1 protein-coding gene is annotated in these 684 nt (G+C 37.1%); it reads right to left on the bottom strand.

The annotated features are described in order from the left end of the window. Window positions 1–684: sulfatase-like hydrolase/transferase (locus ABCO64_RS10405; protein ID WP_343089416.1), on the bottom strand; the 684-nt coding region annotated here is incomplete at both ends.

The following is a 684-nucleotide window of genomic DNA, read 5'->3' as shown; positions in this document are numbered from 1 at the left end:
GCATAACATCAATGTTTGAGAATGTGTGAGAAACCGTTCTACCATCTAATGAGGAGTGGTGAATGCTTAAAGGAACATTGTGCATGTTTAAACGTGTTTCATCGGTACCTTTCCATGTATCAATCTCAGAAATGGTATCACGATTCATACCGTATGCATAATGGTCTGATTGTATCCAAATGACTGTATCATCTAATAATCCTTCTGCTTCAAGTGTATCCATTAAATAGCCCAAGGCTAAATCGAAATCGTAATGTGCAGCGTGATGATAAACAATGGATTCGTCTTCTGGGATTTCTCGGTCATTTTCTTCATAAATTTCTATGATTTTATCATAATGTTCACTAGCTGTTTCATGGGTTTCATCATAAGGAAGGTGTCCACTAACTGTTAAGTAGTAAGCGAAGAAAGGTTCATCACTAATTACATCGTCTAATGTCTTTTCAAACATCTCAAGGTCACTCATCCATGGGGGTTGGCTATCTTCATATTCCCCTTCTTCAATCATTCCCATGGCATAAGCATCTTTATATTGATCAAAGCCGATTGCTGGGTGGAAATCGTTTCTCGGGTAGTAGTGATCGGTATAATTATGATGGGCAGTTGAAATAAAGCCTTTATCGTTAAATAATTGTGGGATAGTGTTAGGGAATGTATTATCGTAATAAGATGCCATTGATGTAT

It is taken from the genome of Methanocalculus natronophilus (assembly GCF_038751955.1).
In the GTDB taxonomy this organism is placed as follows: domain Archaea; phylum Halobacteriota; class Methanomicrobia; order Methanomicrobiales; family Methanocorpusculaceae; genus Methanocalculus; species Methanocalculus natronophilus.
Note: the sequence above shows the minus strand (reverse complement) of the source record. Positions and strands in the feature narration are given on the sequence as shown.